11 protein-coding genes are annotated in these 15,176 nt (G+C 59.4%); 5 read left to right on the plus strand and 6 right to left on the minus strand.

The features are described from left to right. Positions 1 to 19 precede the first annotated feature (19 nt). The 4 genes from ACR0K9_RS10910 to ACR0K9_RS10925 all read left to right on the plus strand — a co-directional run bounded on the left by ACR0K9_RS10910 (position 20) and on the right by ACR0K9_RS10925 (position 5,172). Positions 20 to 1,660, plus strand: coding sequence for a thiamine pyrophosphate-dependent enzyme (locus ACR0K9_RS10910; RefSeq protein WP_480823090.1), 1,641 nt, complete (start codon positions 20 to 22; stop codon positions 1,658 to 1,660). Continuing rightward, complete coding sequence (locus tag ACR0K9_RS10915; RefSeq protein WP_480823092.1) at positions 1,660 to 2,850, plus strand: pyridoxal phosphate-dependent aminotransferase; 1,191 nt, start codon at positions 1,660 to 1,662, stop codon at positions 2,848 to 2,850. Before ACR0K9_RS10910 ends, ACR0K9_RS10915 begins: the two co-directional genes overlap by 1 nt. Then, positions 2,850 to 4,193, plus strand: a complete 1,344-nt coding sequence (locus ACR0K9_RS10920; protein WP_480823094.1) for an MmgE/PrpD family protein — start codon at positions 2,850 to 2,852, stop codon at positions 4,191 to 4,193. Before ACR0K9_RS10915 ends, ACR0K9_RS10920 begins: the two co-directional genes overlap by 1 nt. A 70-nt stretch (positions 4,194 to 4,263) precedes the next feature. Then, a complete protein-coding gene (locus tag ACR0K9_RS10925; protein ID WP_480823096.1) occupies positions 4,264 to 5,172 on the plus strand; it encodes a LysR substrate-binding domain-containing protein in 909 nt (302 codons plus the stop codon). Between the two features lie 441 nt (positions 5,173 to 5,613). Here ACR0K9_RS10925 and ACR0K9_RS10930 read toward each other — a convergent pair whose 3' ends face one another. The 6 genes from ACR0K9_RS10930 to ACR0K9_RS10955 all read right to left on the minus strand — a co-directional run bounded on the left by ACR0K9_RS10930 (position 5,614) and on the right by ACR0K9_RS10955 (position 13,772). After that, the gene (locus ACR0K9_RS10930) at positions 5,614 to 7,302 is read right to left on the minus strand and encodes an ABC transporter ATP-binding protein (RefSeq protein WP_480823098.1); all 1,689 of its coding nucleotides are present in this window, start codon (positions 7,300 to 7,302) and stop codon (positions 5,614 to 5,616) included. Next, positions 7,299 to 8,213: an ABC transporter permease gene (locus ACR0K9_RS10935; RefSeq protein WP_480536104.1), complete on the minus strand. Its 915-nt coding sequence runs from the start codon at positions 8,211 to 8,213 to the stop codon at positions 7,299 to 7,301. The genes ACR0K9_RS10930 and ACR0K9_RS10935 overlap by 4 nt, the downstream gene beginning before the upstream one ends. Beyond that, positions 8,210 to 9,178, minus strand: a complete 969-nt coding sequence (locus ACR0K9_RS10940) for an ABC transporter permease (protein WP_480823100.1) — start codon at positions 9,176 to 9,178, stop codon at positions 8,210 to 8,212. The genes ACR0K9_RS10935 and ACR0K9_RS10940 overlap by 4 nt, the downstream gene beginning before the upstream one ends. Next, positions 9,179 to 10,732 (minus strand): ABC transporter substrate-binding protein, encoded by a 1,554-nt coding sequence (locus ACR0K9_RS10945; RefSeq protein ID WP_480823102.1) that lies wholly within the window; start codon positions 10,730 to 10,732, stop codon positions 9,179 to 9,181. A 56-nt stretch (positions 10,733 to 10,788) separates the two neighbouring features. Then, positions 10,789 to 12,363, minus strand: coding sequence for an ABC transporter substrate-binding protein (locus tag ACR0K9_RS10950; protein ID WP_480823104.1), 1,575 nt, complete (start codon positions 12,361 to 12,363; stop codon positions 10,789 to 10,791). 428 nt (positions 12,364 to 12,791) lie between these two features. Then, positions 12,792 to 13,772 carry a LysR substrate-binding domain-containing protein gene (locus ACR0K9_RS10955; protein ID WP_480823106.1) on the minus strand — a complete coding sequence of 327 codons (981 nt, stop codon included), beginning with the start codon at positions 13,770 to 13,772 and terminating at the stop codon, positions 12,792 to 12,794. Between the two features lie 71 nt (positions 13,773 to 13,843). Between ACR0K9_RS10955 and ACR0K9_RS10960 the strand changes: the two genes are divergently transcribed. Beyond that, entirely contained in the window at positions 13,844 to 15,163 is a 1,320-nt protein-coding gene (locus tag ACR0K9_RS10960) for an NAD(P)/FAD-dependent oxidoreductase (RefSeq protein WP_480823108.1), read from the plus strand. Positions 15,164 to 15,176 lie beyond the last annotated feature (13 nt).

Genomic DNA, 15,176 nt, shown 5'->3' on the forward strand with positions numbered 1-15,176 from the left:
AACAAGAGGAGTGATCGGGATGCGGACAGGCGGACAGGTGCTGATCGACATGCTGCGGGTCAATGGGGTCGAGGCCATATTCGGCGTCCCCGGTGAGAGCTATCTGGCGGCGCTGGATGCGTTGCATGATTGCTCGAACACACTGAAATACTACACCACGCGGCAGGAAGGCGGCGCGGCCTTCATGGCGGCGGCCTATTCGGATGCCACGGGCAAACCGGGTGTCTGTTTCGTGACGCGCGGGCCCGGCGTGACCAATGCCTCGATCGGGGTGCATACGGCCCAGCAGGGTTCGACCCCTCTGATCTTGCTGATCGGACAGATCCCGCGCGCCCATCGCGATAAGGAAGCGTTTCAAGAGGTCGATTATCGCCGCTATCTGGGCCACATGGTCAAATGGGTGGCCGAGATCGACGACCCGGCGCGCATTCCCGAATACCTCAACCGCGCCTTCCGCACCGCTTTGTCAGGGCGGCCCGGTCCGGTGGCGCTGGCCTTACCCGAAGATATGCTGGCCGAGCTGACCGACACGCCCGATCTGCCTGCCGTTAAACTGACCCCGCCCGCACCAACGCCTGCCGATCTGGAGCAGGTGGCTGAACTGTTGGCTGGGGCCGAACGTCCACTGCTGCTGCTGGGCGGCACCTGCTGGACCGAGGAAGGGCACGCCGCAGCGATCCGTTTTGCCGAGGACCACGGGCTGCCGGTTGCCGTCGGGTTTCGCAGACAGGGGCTGTTCCCGCATGATCACCCGAATTTCATCGGCAATCTGGGCTTTGGCGGCAATCCGATGCCAAATGAATATGCCAAATCCGCCGATCTGGTGATCGCGCTGGGGGCGCGGCTGAATGACGGGACCACGTTGAAATTCAGCCTGCTTCAGGCTCCACAGCCCGCTTGTAAACTCGTCCATATCCTGCCCGGACCCGAAGATCTGGGGCGGCTCTATCAAGCCGATCTGCCCATACTGGCAGACCCGAACGAGGCTGCAAAGTCTCTGGCTCTGCTGCCGGTGGCCAAGCGCCATTCGCCCAAAGATGCCCGTGCAGACTATGAAGCGATGCGTGCTTTGCCTGCACAATCCGGTCCGGTCGATATGGCCGAGGTTATGCGCGTTCTCAACACCACGCTGCCTGCCGGGGCCACCATGACCACTGGGGCGGGCAACGCGGCGGACTGGCCCAACATTCACTACGACTATCGGCAGTTCCTTGGGGCGTTGGCCCCGATCTCGGGCGCGATGGGTATGGGCGTTCCGGCTGCGGTGGCGGCCAAGGTGGCGCGCCCTTATGCCCCCGCCGTCTATATTGCGGGCGATGGCGATTTCCTGATGAATGGGCAGGAGTTGGCCACAGCGGTGCAATACGGGCTCGACCCGATTTTCATCATTGTCGACAACGGCATGTACGGCACCATCCGCACCAATCAGGAACGCAAACATCCCGGACGCGTCTCGGGCACGTCCCTGACCAACCCCGATTTCGCGGTGGTGGCGCAAGGCTTTGGTGCCCATGGCGAACGGGTGGAAACCACCGCCGAATTCGCCCCAGCGCTGGAACGTGCGATGGCCTCGGGCAAGGCGGCGGTCATCCATGTTCTGGTCGGACCAGACAGCCTTGGCCCCAACCTAACATTGGCCGATCTGGCAGAGGCATCCTGATGCTGTCCAACCTCATAGAGGCACTGCCTCCGTCGCCGATCATCGGCGTGTTCAACAAAGCGTTCGAGATGCGGCAGGCGGGCGCCGATCTGATCGACTTTTCCGTAGGTGAGCCCGATTTCGACACGCCCGCCCATATATGCGAGGCCGCCATTGCCGCGATACGCGCAGGCAATACGCGCTATACCCCCACCGACGGAACGGGCACAGTCAAGGCAGCGGTGATTGAGAAATTCCGCCGCGACAACGGGCTGAGTTATTCACCTTCCGAGATCATCGTCTGTTCCGGGGCCAAGCCTCTGCTGGCCTCGGCGATTCAGGCGGTGCTGAATCCCGGCGATGAGATGATCCTGCCCGTGCCCCTGTGGGCGTCGCATCTGGGGATGGTGCAGGCCGTGGGCGGCAGGCCGGTTCTGGTCGACACCGCCGCGACCGCGTTCAAGCTGACGCCCGAGGCGCTGGAAAAAGCCATCACCCCATGCACGCGGCTATTGATGATCTGTTCGCCGTCGAACCCAACCGGCGCGGTCTATTCGGCGGCCGAGCTGAAGGCACTGGCAGAGGTGTTGCGGCGGCACTCACAGGTCAACGTGATCTCGGATGATCTGTATGAGCACCTCATCTTTGACGGGGCTGAATTCGCCACGCTGGCCGCAGTTGCGCCCGATCTGCGTGACCGTATCCTGACTGTGAACGGGGTTTCCAAATCCTATGCCATGACCGGCTGGCGCATCGGCTTTGCTGGCGGGCCGGACTGGTGGACCGGCGGCATTCGCAGCCTGTTCAGCCAGACCAATGGCGGCCCTTGCTCGATCTCTCAGGCGGCCACCATCGCTGCGCTGACCGGCCCGCAGGATTTTCTTGGTGACTGGTGCGCCACCTATCAGCACCGCCGGGATGTGGCACTGGCCGGACTGGCGGAGATCGAGTGGTTGAAAACACAGAAACCGGGCGGCGCATTCTATCTGATGCCGGATTGCGGCGCGCTTTTGGGGCGGACCACATCGGACGGGAACAAACTGACCAGTTCAACCGATCTGGCCGCTTATCTGATGGGTCATGGGGCCGTTGTGGTGCCCGGCCCCGGGTTTTCCTGCGATCCGTTTTTCCGCATGTCGATTGCGACCTCGGAAGACAATATCATCGAAGGGATAGAGCGCATGAAATCTGCCGTGGAGAAACTGAGCTGATGTCCTCTGGATTTGATCAATTCGCCGCCGATCTGCGGTATGATGACCTGCCCGAGGCCGCGCTGTGGACGCTGCGCCGGTCATTTGTCGACACGATGGGCGTAGCCGCCGTGGGTGCGACAACCGAATTGTCCAAAATTGCGCGCCGCACCGCGCCCTTGATCTTTGGCATAGGTGCTGCGGGCGGCGCGCGGATGCTGATGGACGGACGCACGGTCAGCCCCGTCGGCGCGGCCATGGCCGGGGCGTTCACCGTAGACAGCATCGATGCCCATGACGGCACCACCCCCTGCAAGGGGCACGCGGGATCAGCCATCTTTCCGGCGATGATCGCCATGGCACAAGCCAGCGGAGAGAATATCGACGGCAAACGCTTTGCTGAAATCCTCGCCGCCGCCTATGAGATTTCGTACCGTGCGGGTCTGGTGCAGCACGCAACCTGTGCCGATTATCACACTTCGGGCGCGTGGACAGCCGTGGGCGTGGCCGCCGCCGGGGCAAAATTGCTGGGCGGCAGCGCGGAACAGATTCGCCACGCGGCGGGCATCGGTGAATATCACGGCCCCCGCAGCCAGATGATGCGCTGCATCGACCATCCGACCATGCTGCGTGATGGCGTAGGCTGGGGCGCGCCCTCGGGTGTGACGGCGGCCTATCTTGCGACCGAGGGGTTCACCGGCGCGCCGGCTCTGACCTGCGAAGGTGAAGTAGGTGCAGCTTACTGGGCCGATCTGGGTTCCGGCTGGCGACTGATCGAGCACACGCATTACAAGGCCTATCCGTGCTGTCGCTGGGCGCACCCGTCGCTCGATTCTGTTCACGACATGATCCAGCAGCACGGTTTCACCCATGATCAGGTGAACAGCGTGGACATCCGCACCTTCCACTATGCCACCCGTTTGGCCGGGCATGAGCCGCAGAATCTGGATGAGTTCACCTATGCCATCGCCTTCCCCGTGGCAGCGATGATCGTGCGCGGTCAGGTCGGTGTGTCTGAATTGACAGATGACGCGCTATGCGACCCCGATATCCTGCGCATCAGCCGTGCCACCCGGTTGATCAATGATGCGGAAATGACCCGTATCAGCACCGACAAACGCTGGGCACAGGTATCGATAACCCTGAAAGACGGTCGCCGGATCGAGGATGCCCCCCGCACCCCACGCGGAGATGCTGACATGCCGTTGTCCGATGCGCAGATCACCGACAAATTCCACATGCTGGCCGATCCGGTTCTGGGCTCCAAGCGGGCAGAGGACATTCGCCACCTGTCGGAACAATTCGATCACCTGAACGCACGCGAACTTCAGCACCTGTTCGATCTGTGCACGGCAAGTGTCTGACAGGAAAAGGCTGGGACAAACGGGACATTTACCATACCGTCAGCGCGTTGGACTTTCATCGAGTTTTCAGATGTCACGGAAAATCCCACCCTTTGCCGCCATTCGTGCGTTCGAAGCCGTTGTCCGGCTGGGTCGCAATGTTGAAGCCGCGCAAGAGCTCAACGTTACAGGCTCGGCCATCAGTCATCAGATAAAATCGCTGGAGGCTTTCGTAGGTACAACGCTATTGCAGCGCGGAACCAACCAACTGGTTGAAGCGACGGATGACGGCAAAGCACTCTATGAGCCGCTGCGTCAGGCTCTGGACACGCTTGATGCGGCATTTGCCCAGTACACGGACAAGAACAGCGATCAGTCGGTTTCGGTACACATGTATCAATCACTGGCCAATATGTGGCTGATTCCGAAACTGCCGCAATTGCGAGAAGCTGCCCCAAATGTAACGGTCAATGTCGTGACTATGCCCGAAGAGATCACTCTCAGCGGCAGTGATATAGATATGGCCATCGTATATGCTGACAAACCTCCGCAAGAGGCGCGCTGCATCAAGCTGTTCGATGAGATAATCCAACCGGTCTGCGCGCCGGAATACCTCGCGGCACGCGGATCGGTTCCCCAACCCGAAGAGCTGTTGTCGGAACCTCTGATCCGCAGCCGCCATCATGCAAATGAATGGAACCGATGGTTCTCGGCTGCGGGTCTGAGCGAAACCCCATGGAAACCGATAGCCGACATGGACAATCGTTCGAACGCGTTGCAAGCAGCACAGAGCGGGTTGGGCTGGGCAATGGACCGCCGGCCCTTTGGTGAAGAAGGGCGGCGCAAAGGGCATCTCGTTGCGCCGCTTGATCTGAGCATTCCCACCGGCAATGCCTATTATCTTGTAACCTCGTTTCGCGCGGATGGCTCTCGGGCCGTCAGTCAATTCCGCACATGGTTGCTGCGCATCTGCTCAAGGGAATTCCCACCCGTGCGATGATTTTTTACAGCGACACCTTTGATGGGCTGGAGCATTTCGACTCCTGGCATTTGCCCGATTGACTTGTTTCTCACCGATTGCCTCAAACAAATGACCTTACGCTTCTGACAAGCAGCACCCTTGACCAGGACGTTGACCTTACAAGGATGTGCTTGCAAAGGTTGCATCCGGTGTATTGCCGTTTTCGGAAGTGCAACTACACCAAACTGAAGCGACAGTAGACGCTTCACTGCATCTGACATGAGCATCAGCAAGGACGCGCAACTTGTCAGTTCGTCAATCAAACCTGACAAATGCAAACACAGGTACGAATAAACCCAAATAGCAGGTCAGGACCCTCTCACAGAATTCGCCATGCATTACGCAAGCGCTGGTGAAGAGAAGCCTACTCCTCAAATTCAGCTCCTATAAAAAGACCTACATCTGGTTAAGGCAGCCCGGCTACGCCAATTGCTTAAGCCTTGGCATCAAATCCAGAAGCTCTCTGGTGTATGGATGCTGCGGGTCTGCGAACAACGCGTCCGTTTCCTGAACCTCGACCAGCTTGCCCTGCCGCATGACGCCCACGCGATCACACATCTGCCGCACCACCGGCAGGTCGTGGCTGATGAACAGCATTGTCAGGCCCAGGTGATCCTGCAGGTCCTTCAGGATGTTCAGAATCTGCGCCTGAATCGAGACATCCAGCGCGCTTGTCGGCTCATCACAGATCAGGAACCGGGGCTGCGTGGCCAGCGCGCGGGCGATGCAGATCCGTTGTCGCTGCCCGCCCGAGAATTCGTGCGGGTATTTGCGCCAGGCATCCTTGGCCAACCCGACCCAGTCCAGCAACTCGCGCACGCGCGGCTCGATGGCAGGCTTGGGCAGGATTTTGTGATGATGGATCGGCTCTGCTACAAGGTCTCCGACCCTCATGCGAGGGTTGAGGCTGGAGAACGGGTCCTGAAAGATCATCTGAATCTGGCGGCGATAGGCTTGCAGGTCATCCGTGCCCATAGCCGTCACATCCTGCCCGTCAAATATCACGCGGCCACCGTCCACCGGATAAAGCGTGCCGATCATCCGCGCGACAGTAGACTTGCCGGACCCGCTTTCGCCGACAAGGCCGAATACCTCGCCGTCGCGGATGTCGAAGCTGACCTGATCGACGGCGGTAAAGTATTGCCGCTGCGACGGTAGCAGGCCGCCCTTTTCCAGAAAGGTCTTGGTTATGTTTTCGACCTCAAGAAGCTTGCCGGATTTGGACAGATCGGTCTTGTCCCAATGCGCCGCGAGATCGTCGATCTTGAAGGTTCTTTCCCGCTCGCCATAGCTGACGACCGGAAAGCGTTCGACCCGTGTGTGTGGGCGCGGCACGGCGGCGATCAGGGATTTGGTATAATCATGCGTAGGCGCGCCGAGGATCTGATCGGTGGTGCCGCTTTCGACCACATGGCCGGAATACATGACGGTCACGGTATCGGTGGTGTCGGCAATGACGCCCATATCGTGCGTCACGAGGATCACGCCGACCTGCCGTTCCTTGGCCAGTTCCTTGATCAGATCCAGTACCTGCGCCTGCACCGATACGTCCAAAGCCGTGGTAGGTTCGTCCGCAATCAGTACGCTGGGTTCGGTACACAAGGCCAGCGCTATCACCACCCGCTGACGCATCCCGCCGGAAAACTGATGGGGATACTGATTGAATCGCTCTGCCGGGTTGGGGATCGACACACGGTCCAGCAGGGCGATGGCGCGCTTTTTCGCCTCGGACGCCGACAGGCCAAGGTGCAGCTGGATCGTCTCGACCAGCTGCTCACCCACGGTGAACAGCGGGTTCAGCGAAGTCAGCGGGTCCTGAAAGATCATCCCGATCTCTTTGCCCCGAATCCTGCGCTTGTCTTCAGCATCCAGCACGTCAATTCGGCGGCCGTTCAGCCAGACCTCGCCCTCGGACACATGCGCAGGCGGGTCCAGCAGGCCGATCACCGCGTTGCCGGTCATGGATTTGCCAGCACCGCTTTCCCCCACGACCCCACGGATTTCACCGGGGAGGAGGTCATAGGTCACATGCTCCACCGGCTTGAAAATGCCGTGACGCGTGGGAATCTCCACCGTCAGGTTGCGGATCGAAAGAACGGGGTCGGTCATTTCAGCCTCGGGTTCAGAACATCGCGCAGCCAGTCGCCCAGCAGGTTTACACTCAGCGCCAGTGCCAGCAGGGTGCAGGCGGGGAAGAACAGAATCCACCATTCGCCCGAGAACAGGAACCCCTGCCCGATACGGATCAACGTGCCCAGCGACGGTTGCGTGGGCGGTGCCCCAACGCCCAGAAAGCTGAGCGTCGCCTCGGCGATGATCGCCAGCGCCAATGAGATGGTGGCAATTACCAATACCGGCGACAGCACGTTGGGCAGGATATGGCGCAGCATGATGGTCAGCGGGCTTTGCCCGATGATGCGCGCGGCGGCGACATAGTCCTTGTTCTTCTCTACCAGCGTTGCGCCCCGAACGACGCGGGCGAACTGAACCCAGTCAGACAGACCAATCGCCAATATCAACACCCAGATTGCCATCTGATCGCGATATTCCACCGGGGTCACGCCCTTTGCGATACCAAAGATCAGCATGGCCAGCAGGATCGACGGGAAGGTCAGTTGCACATCTGCCGTGCGCATGATGATGGTTTCGGTCCAACCACCAAAATACCCCGACAGCAGGCCCAGAATGATGCCCAGCACCATCGCAAACAGAACCGCGGACACACCCACAAACAGCGAGATCCGCATTCCGTACAAAATGGTCGAGAACACATCGCGCCCCTGATCGTCGGTGCCCATCAAAAAGCTTTCGCCGGTGAAGGCGTTTGGTGCCATCGGCGGGGTGAACCCATTCATCAGGTTCAGGCTGGCCGGGTCGAACGGGTTCGTTGGCGCAATCAGTGGGGCAAGGATGGTGGCGAGGATGAGAACCAACGCCACCGTTGCCGACACCATAGCCACGGGTGAGCGGCGGAAGGCATAGAACTGATCGCTATCCAGAATGGTTTGCAGACGGCTCATGCGCTGACCCTCAGGCGCGGGTCGATGAACGCATAAAGAATGTCGACCGCTAGGTTGATGGTGACGAAGATGACCGAGATCATCATCAGGTAGGCTGCCATGACAGGGATATCCACGAACTGGATTGCGTTGATGAACAGAAGGCCAAGGCCGGGCCATTGAAACACCGTCTCGGTGATGATGGCGAAGGCAATGATGGCCCCCAGCTGCAGGCCGATTATGGTGATAACAGGCACCATCGTATTTTTCAGCGCGTGGCGGAAGTTGATGGTCCGGTCGCTCAGGCCGCGGGCGCGGGCAAAGCGGATATAATCCTGCCGCAACACCTCGAGCATTTCAGAGCGTACCAGCCGCATGTTCAGGGTCATCTGATACAGGCCCAGCGTGATCGACGGCAGGATCAGCGCCTTGAGACCGCTCGCTGTCAGGAACCCGGTGTTCCACCAGCCAAGATCAACGACCTCGCCCCGTCCGAAGCTGGGCAGCCAGCCCAGTTCGACCGAGAAGACGTAAATCAGCAGAATGCCGATCAGGAAAGTGGGCAGCGATACCCCGATCAATGAGGCCGACATGATGAAATTCGCCGCGAACCCGTCTCGTCGGATCGCGGTAAAGACGCCCAGCGCGATGCCCAATATGATGGCGAATGTCGCCGATACCATCGCCAGTTCCAGCGTAGCCGGAGCGCGCTCGGCCAGAATCTCGGCGACCGGGCGACCCTGACGGAAGCTGACACCGAAATTGCCCTGCGCGGCCTCTTGCAGGAACTTCACATATTGCACCGGAAATGGCTGATCCAGGCCCAACTGGGTGCGCAGGCGTTCCACGTCTTCCATGGTGCGCTCCTGCCCCAACATGTTGTCGATGGGATCGCCGACAAAGCGGAACATGGAAAAGGCGACAAGGCCCACGACGAACAGAACCAGCGCCGACTGGGCCACCCGCCTGATGATGTATGACAGCATTTAGTTGACCGTAACCCACCGCAGAAGGAAGAAATTGTCGGGCCGTTGCGTCAGCTCGATATCGCTGCGCGCGCCCCAGACCAGCGGTTGCACGTAAAGCGGCACATAGGCGACCTCTTCCTGCAGGATACCTGCAACCTCGTCCAGCATGGCCTGACGCTTGGTCTCGTCAATCTCGGACTGGATCATCGGCAGCAGTTCATCCACACGCGCGTTGGAATAGCCACCAAAGTTCCATGATCCCAGCTTCTTTTCCTCGTTCGGGGTCGAGGCCAGAAAGCGCACAGGATGTTCGGCGTCAAAGGTGCCGGGCGACCAGCCCAGCAGATACATGTCGAAATTGTCGGCCCGCAGTTCCGGCCAGTAGTTCTGCACCGGCATCGCGTCAAGCGTCACATTCAGCCCGGCCTGCGTCAGCATGGCAGTAATCGCCTGACACACGGATTCGTCGTTCAGATACCGATTGTTGGAGCATTTGAAGCTGACCTCGGCCCCCTCTGCCCCAGCCTCGGCCAGCAGCGCCTTCGCACCTTCGGGGTCATAGCCATAAGGGTCTGCATTCACAGCCGAGAACCCGCGCATTGCGGGGCTGACAAGCTGGCTCGCCACTTCGGCATTGCCGCGCATGATGGTTTGTAGAATGGCCGGTACGTTGACCGACTTGGCCACAGCCTCGCGGGTACGGAGATCAAGAAACAGATCGGAACTGCCCTGCCCGGCCTCGCTTGCGCCTTCCTGCTGATCGAAACCCAACATGATCACACGCGCTTCGATCCCCTGAATAACCTTCACATCCGGGTTGCCCTGCAGGCGGGCGACGTCCTGAATGGGGACCGGGTTGATGAAATCCACATCGCCTGAAAGCAGCGCCGCCAGAGCGGTCGCCGGGTTCTGGATCGGCACCAGTTCGGCGCGGGTCAGGTTGTGTTCGACATCGCCCCACCATGCATCAAAGGGTTCCAGCACCGTGCGCAGGCCCGGTTCGCGCGCGGAGACGCGGAACGCGCCTGTGCCGTTGGCGTTCAGGGTCGCATAGTTGCCGGCCTCTTTGTCGGGCAGAGCGGCGTCGTTTGCCTCGGCCCAGCCGCTGTCCATGATCATCCAGTTGGCGATGCTGTCCGGAAAGATCGGGTTCGGCGCAGTGGTCATCACATCGACGGTATAGTCGTCAACCTTCACCACCTCGCTGACCGGAGCGAACCAGCTGCGAGTATCCGAACTTTCATCCGAAGCGCGCTGATACGAAAAGATAACGTCATCAGCGTTGAATTCGGACCCGTCATGAAATGTCACCCCCTCGCGCAGCTTGAATCTCCAGCCCGCGCCGCCATCGATTGTTTCCCAACTGGTGGCCAGAGCGGGTTCGATGGTCATATCCTTGCCGCGACGAACAAGCCCTTCGTAGACGTTGTTCAGAAAACCCAGAACAGGGGCTGAGTTAACCGCATGAGGATCCATCGTTTGCGGGTCGGTTGTGACGGCAAACGTGAACTCTTCGGCTGCGACAGGTAAGGCAAGCGCGCCCAACAGCGCGGCAGTGGTCAGACGTTTCATGATAGCTCCCACTTTTTTGGTGGCAGGCCCCGTATTCCGGGGCCTGGCCACTCAGCTTAGTTCAGACCGAAGTGCTTCACCATGGGCTGATCTTCGGGATCAACCTCGATGGCCAGGTTTTCAGCCATACCCCAGTTCAGCACCTGGTGGTGGATCGGGATGTACAACTGTTCGTCCTGCACCACACGCCAGATCTCGGCGATGTCCTGATTGCGGGCATCCAGATCGGTGTTCGAGGCCAGCGATTTGATCTTGGCGTCCAGATCGTCATTGTCGAAGCCAGTGCCGTTCCAGGTGCCGATGTCGCTTTCACGGCCATGGACAAGGAAGTTGAAGATGTATTCCGAATCGTAGGTCGGAACACCCCAGCCCAGCATGTAGAAATCGGTCTTGCCATCGGTGATCAGCGGGAAATGCTGCGCTTTGGGTTTGGCATCCAGGTTCACGGTAATGCCAATCTGACCCAGCATGCCGACAGCAGCCTGGCAGATGCCTTCGTCGTTGATGTAACGATCATTGGGGCAATCCAGCCGGATCGAGAATCCATCTGGATAGCCCGCCTCGGCCAGCAACGCCTTTGCGCCTTCAACATCCGTGCTGCTTTCACTGTCCATCTCAGCCGTCCAGCCGTTCACGAAGGGTGGTGCGATCATCCCGGCAGGCTGTGATTGACCGCGCATGACCACTTGCTGAATCGCATCGCGGTTGATCGCCTTGGACATGGCCTGACGCACACGCACATCGGCCAGAGGATTCTTGCCATCCACATTATCGGCTTCAATATCGTCCCCGCCCTGGTTCATCCCGAAGAAGATCACCCGGTTCTGCGGTGCCTGTTTGACAACCAGCCCGTCCGCCGCATTGACCCGCTCAAGATCCTGTACCGGCATGTCCTGAAGAAAGTTCACTTCACCCGACAACATCGCCGCAACGCGCGTCGCGTTGTTCTGGATGGGGGTATAGATGATTTCGCTGATCGCCATGGGGAACTGATCGCGACCCCAATAGTCCTCATTCCGCTCCATAACCGTTTTTACGTCAGGCTCGCGGCTGACCAGTTTGTAGGCACCTGTGCCATTCACATTGGTGGTCGCAAAAGTGATCTCGCCACCTTCAAAGTCCTGAACGTCGACTGTGTTGTTTGCCTCGGTCCAGCCCTTGTCCATGATGAACAGGTCCGTCAGGTTCGCCGGAAGGATCGGGTTTGGGCCGTCGGTCACAATCTCGACCGTGTGGTCATCGACCGCGCGCACCTCGACGATCGAATTGATCAGCTCTTTCATGTCCGAGTTCGGCTGCTTGGCGCGATTGATGCTGAACACCACGTCTTCGGCGGTGAATTCCGCGCCATCGTGGAACTTCACGCCCTGGCGCAGGTTGAACACCCAGACATTCGGGTCATCGGCGCTGGGTGCCCAATCGGTGGCGAGCGCAGCTTCGAAAGCGCCGGTCGTGTCACGAATAATCAACGGCTCATACATCTGATGGCGCACGGTATGCGTGGGCCCTTCGTTTTGCGAATGCGGGTCGAGCGTCAGCGCGTCACCGGCACGGGCCCAGCGCAGAGTCTCGGCCTGTGCCAGCGTTGTTGAAGACATCAGCAACGCCAGCGCGAGCAATGATTTGTTCATTATTTTCTCCCTTTTTTGCAGTCGGTTAACTGCATTGAATCCGCGATACGATGTCGCAAATTTCTGTGAACGTTATGGTTGGGGATAGCATACCAACAGCGTGGGCATGTCAATCGGTCTGCGCAGTGTCGGATTGCAAAACTTAAGCGAAGCGTGTTGTTCGGGAATACAACCTGACATTGATGTCAATCGCGCGAAGTTCACAAATATTGCTTATGATCAAAGCCTTACAGGCACAGGAAGCAGTGATTTTATGGCGATGCGAATGTCTTTCTGATCAGGTTTTGCGTGGTGCCACAGCGCCAGAAAATTTCTGAACAATTTCTTAAGGTTCCGGGCGATGGCAGCGAAGCGAAATTCGTCGTCTGAACCATGTGACCCTTGTAATCGGAGCGCTCCCGGACACCGGCCTTAGTTGATAACCGTTGTCAGTCGCACTTACTCTCGCTGCACGGAGCGAATTGGTCGGAACTTTGCAACAGATCCGGTGTCGCTGAGATTACGCCATAGCCCTGATTAACGCCCGCCTTGATCCAATCAATATAGTTGGCTTTGCGGCGCGACATTTCCGTCGATTTTGGCCCCAGAATATAAAACGCATGATCTGTGCGCACGCTGTGTGCCAAGGGCTGCACAAGAATGCCCTGATCGACAAGCGCCCGGGTCGTAAAGGACCAGCCCAGAGCAATGCCTTCCCCGGCAAGGCAAGCCTGAATCACCAACTGATAATCATCCAGCACCAGTGTCTGTGGGATCTGCAGCTCGGGACGATCCTGTGAGGCCAGCCATTCCTGCCAGTTCATGCGATTACGGAACGGTTCGGCATTGTGGATGATGTCGTGATTGGCCAGATCATCCAGATCGCGCACCGGGCCTTTTCGCTCAAGATAAGCGTTGCTGCAGATCGTATACAGAACCTCGTCCGACAGGTGCCAGCTGTTGGGGCGGTCCCAGTTCAGCGGGCCACGCCGGATGGTCAGGTCGATCTCGTCCCCCGGTTCGATATTGCGGTCGGTGGTGACCAATTTCACATGCACCTCGGGATGCGCGCGCTGAAAGGCGGCTGTCAGCGGCAGCAGCCACTGCGCCGATACCGAGGTCGAAGCCGCCACCGTCAGCGTATGACTGTTGCGTCGCGCCAGCGCGCGCAGCCGGGTCTCAATCTGTTTCAGCGCCGGTTCGACATCAGCCATCAACTCGGCCCCCGCCGACGTCATCCGGACACCCCGGTTGCCGCGTTCAAACAGCTGCACGCCCAGCTGCGCCTCCATCGCCTTGATGGTCTGGCTGACGCTTGGTTGAGTGATGCCCAGTTCCGCCGCCGCCAGATTGAAACTGCTGAGCCGCGCGGCAGCCTCGAAAGCGATCAGCGCATTCGGTGACGGGAGGAGTTTGCGAAGTCCTGACATAACTCATGCTTATAGCTATATTAGAAACGAGTATCTACAGCCTTGCAGAGTAATCGCCTAAGTGTCGCCGCATGAACATTTTGCCTGTCCATATGGAGCCAACCCGGTCCGGCTGGTACGCCGCGCTGGGGGCGCGACCAGCCGCTCAGCCGTTGGATACTGACATTACCTGTGACTATCTCGTGGTCGGCGGCGGATGGATGGGTTTGCATGCGGCGCGGCGGTTGGGAGATTTGGCAACCGACGCCCGTATCGCGCTGGTGGATGCGGGTCGGATTGGCGACAATGCCGCCGGGCGCTGCGCCGGATTCGCCATCGATCTGGCGCATAACCCCCGCAACAAGCACTTCGCCGAAGACCGCAAGGGCAACGAAGAAGAGTTCCACATCAATTCCGAAGGCATCGCCTATATGCAATCGGCGGTCGAGGAGCTGGGCGTCGATTGTGACTGGGACCCGTCCGGCAAATACCACGCTGCTGCCACCCCGCGCGGCCAGCGTTGCCTTGAGGAGATGTCTCAGGCCCTGACCCAGATCGGCAAGGACCACAGATGGGTCAGCGAGGATGAAATTCAGGCCATCACCGGATCGCGCCATTACCACTCGGCGATTCACACGCCGGGCACGGTGCTGCTGCAGCCGGCGAAATATCTGACTGGGCTGATGCAGGCGCTGCCTGAAAACGTCTGCGTCCATGAAAAGTCGCCCGTGACTGACATTACTTATTCCCCCCAGCATCATGTCTGCGAAACGCCCGGCGGAGTGATCCGCGCCCGTCACGTGCTGCTGTGCAACGCCGCCTATCTGACCAAATGCGGGTTCTTCGATCACACCGCCATTCCCGTCTACACTTATGGCTCGATGACACGGGTGCTGAGCACGGACGAGTTGGCACAGGTCGGCGCGCGCGGGCCGTTCGGGGTGATCCCGGCGGAAAGCTTCGGCACTACCATGCGGCTGACCCATGACAACCGCCTGTTTCTGCGCAACGTTTATTCCTACGCACGTGGATTCAAATCGCATCTGTCGGACGTGGATTACGCCCGCAAACACCATCAGGTGGCCTTTGACCGCCGCTATCCCGAGCTGTCACATATCGGCTACGACCACAGTTGGGGCGGCTTGCTGACCATGGCCCATAACGGCGGCATGGTATTTGGCGAACTGGGCGACCGCGTGTTCGGCGCCGCCTTCTGCAATGGCACTGGCGTCGCACGCGGCACCGGTTTCGGCAAGGCGCTGGCCGAGCTTGCATTGGGACAAACTTCGCGCAGTATCGACATTCTGAACAGCCGCCCCAAACCCAATCGCGGCCTGCCCGACTGGATCACCGAGATCGGGGTGCGGGCAACCACCAAGTACCGGTTCCTCAGGGCCGGAAAAGAAACCTGACAGGAGAGCAAGG

This window comes from Ruegeria sp. L12, from assembly GCF_056531745.1.

What these genes read in the sequence shown, in the direction of transcription:
- ACR0K9_RS10960 (WP_480823108.1), top strand. Translation starts at nt 13,844, where the DNA reads ATGAACATTTTGCCTGTCCATATGGAGCCAACCCGGTCCGGCTGGTAC.
- ACR0K9_RS10915 (WP_480823092.1), top strand. Translation starts at nt 1,660, where the DNA reads ATGCTGTCCAACCTCATAGAGGCACTGCCTCCGTCGCCGATCATCGGC.
- ACR0K9_RS10910 (WP_480823090.1), top strand. Translation starts at nt 20, where the DNA reads ATGCGGACAGGCGGACAGGTGCTGATCGACATGCTGCGGGTCAATGGG.
- ACR0K9_RS10920 (WP_480823094.1), top strand. Translation starts at nt 2,850, where the DNA reads ATGTCCTCTGGATTTGATCAATTCGCCGCCGATCTGCGGTATGATGAC.
- ACR0K9_RS10930 (WP_480823098.1), bottom strand. Translation starts at nt 7,302, where the DNA reads ATGACCGACCCCGTTCTTTCGATCCGCAACCTGACGGTGGAGATTCCC.
- ACR0K9_RS10950 (WP_480823104.1), bottom strand. Translation starts at nt 12,363, where the DNA reads ATGAACAAATCATTGCTCGCGCTGGCGTTGCTGATGTCTTCAACAACG.
- ACR0K9_RS10935 (WP_480536104.1), bottom strand. Translation starts at nt 8,213, where the DNA reads ATGAGCCGTCTGCAAACCATTCTGGATAGCGATCAGTTCTATGCCTTC.
- ACR0K9_RS10925 (WP_480823096.1), top strand. Translation starts at nt 4,264, where the DNA reads ATGTCACGGAAAATCCCACCCTTTGCCGCCATTCGTGCGTTCGAAGCC.
- ACR0K9_RS10940 (WP_480823100.1), bottom strand. Translation starts at nt 9,178, where the DNA reads ATGCTGTCATACATCATCAGGCGGGTGGCCCAGTCGGCGCTGGTTCTG.
- ACR0K9_RS10955 (WP_480823106.1), bottom strand. Translation starts at nt 13,772, where the DNA reads ATGTCAGGACTTCGCAAACTCCTCCCGTCACCGAATGCGCTGATCGCT.
- ACR0K9_RS10945 (WP_480823102.1), bottom strand. Translation starts at nt 10,732, where the DNA reads ATGAAACGTCTGACCACTGCCGCGCTGTTGGGCGCGCTTGCCTTACCT.